The sequence below is a fragment of the Brevundimonas sp. CURTG3B2_SDJG genome, from assembly GCF_057364705.1.
Genome location: NZ_JBNFOJ010000446.1, coordinates 1 through 1,612, shown reverse-complemented (window position 1 = coordinate 1,612; position 1,612 = coordinate 1). Strand labels below are relative to the sequence as shown.

The following is a 1,612-nucleotide window of genomic DNA, read 5'->3' as shown; positions in this document are numbered from 1 at the left end:
GGCCCGGCCGTCGGCGGCCGGCCTGTCCAGGGGGCGCAGCCGGTGATGACGCAGATCGCGCCGGAGACGGCCGCCTGGGCGCTGCAGGAAGCCGGTTTCGCCCTGGGGGGAACAGGCGTCGCGCGGGCCGACGGCCGTCGCGACGGCTTCTGGTTCGGCTTCACCCATGACGCGGTCATCCGCATCCGGCCCGGCCGGACCGACATCCGGGTGGCGGCCCGTGACGGCCGGCCCCATGGCGGCGAGGCCTGCCGCCTGGCCAGCCGGATCAGCGAGCTTCTGCGGTCGGGAGGCTAGGTTCAATCGGCATTGAAACCCGTCATTCCCGCACTTGTGCCGGGAAACCATGAACACGAAGGCCTGGGTCGAGATCTCCAGGGCGCCGGTTGCGACTACCTGGACGCCCCTCGGCTTCAGAGCAATCTATACTCGGCCTGAAGCGTGGGTTCGGGCTCGGCGATCGCGCGACCCTGGCGGACCAGGGCGATCAGGTGGGCCCAGACCGACAGCGAAGCCGCGGGCCACAGCCGCGGGTCCACGGCGGCGTAGAGCACGGGGACCATCTCGGCGATCGTCCGGTCGCCCGCCCGCAACCGATCCAAGACCTGGCTTTCGCGGTCGAGCCGGTGGGCGCGATAGGCCTCCAGGAACGGCGCGGGATCGGTCACGGGGGCGCCGTGCGTCGGCCACAGCGTCGTGAAGCGTCGCGCGATCACCGCGTCCAGGCTGGCCATGTAGTCGGTCATGTCGCCGTCCAGGGGCGCCACCACGGTGGTGGACCAGCCCATGACGTGGTCGCCGCTGAACAGGGCGTTCTCCTCCCGCAGCACGAAGGCCATGTGGTTCGAGGCATGTCCCGGCGTGGCCATCGCCTCGATCGTCCAGCCGTCGCCCCGCAGCACCTCTCCGCCCGCCAGGATCACGTCGGGCGCGAAGGTCTCGTCGTCGTCCTCGTCCAGCATATCCGAGGCGTGGATCGTTCGGAGCGGCGGACGGGCGGCCAGGATGGGCGCGCCGCCGACGGCGTCGGCGAACGGCCGGGCCAGCGGGGCGTGGTCGCGATGAGTGTGGGTCACCAGGACGTAGCTGACGGTCTGGTCCCGGACCGCGTCCAGCAGGGCCTTTAGGTGCGCCTCGTCCAGGGGGCCGGGATCGATCACCGCCACCGCCGCCCCGGGCGCCGGCCGGCCGACGACATAAGTCCCCGTGCCGGTGAAGGTGAACGGGCCGGGATTGTCGGCGATCACGCGCCGGATCAGGGGAGACGCCTGCTCGGCCCGCCCCCGGACGAAGTCGAAATCGCGAACGAAAGGGATCACGCGCCCGCCTCCGCGCCGCGGCCCGGGCCTTGCGTTAGGACTTCGTAAACCTCTTGCGGAGGCCCCGGAATGGCCGTTTCCATCGCCCTGGCTGTCTCAAATCGGCTCCAGCCCATCGCTGCGGCTCTCCTTTGTCTCATGGCGGCGCAACTGGTCGTCGCCTCCTGCACGCCGGAGCCGGCGCCCTACGCCGCGCGCGCGGCCGTGGTTCGCTGACGATCCTATAGCGGCAGGCGGCTCAGGTCGTATCCCGCCGCGGCCGCCGCGTCCCGAAGGGCCTCGGGGTCGGCCCC

The 1,612-nt window shown here is 71.7% G+C and carries 2 protein-coding genes; one reads left to right on the top strand and one right to left on the bottom strand.

Annotated features, from left to right (window positions below):
- On the top strand, positions 1–297 hold a 297-nt coding region (locus AC2W7C_RS17645), incomplete at its 5' end, for a DUF1499 domain-containing protein (protein ID WP_486002536.1).
- A 116-nt stretch (positions 298–413) separates the two neighbouring features.
- Here the strand turns inward: AC2W7C_RS17645 and AC2W7C_RS17640 are convergent.
- On the bottom strand, positions 414–1,319 hold the full coding sequence (locus tag AC2W7C_RS17640; RefSeq protein WP_486002535.1) for an MBL fold metallo-hydrolase: 906 nt from the start codon (positions 1,317–1,319) through the stop codon (positions 414–416).
- Between the last annotated feature and the right edge of the window lie 293 nt (positions 1,320–1,612).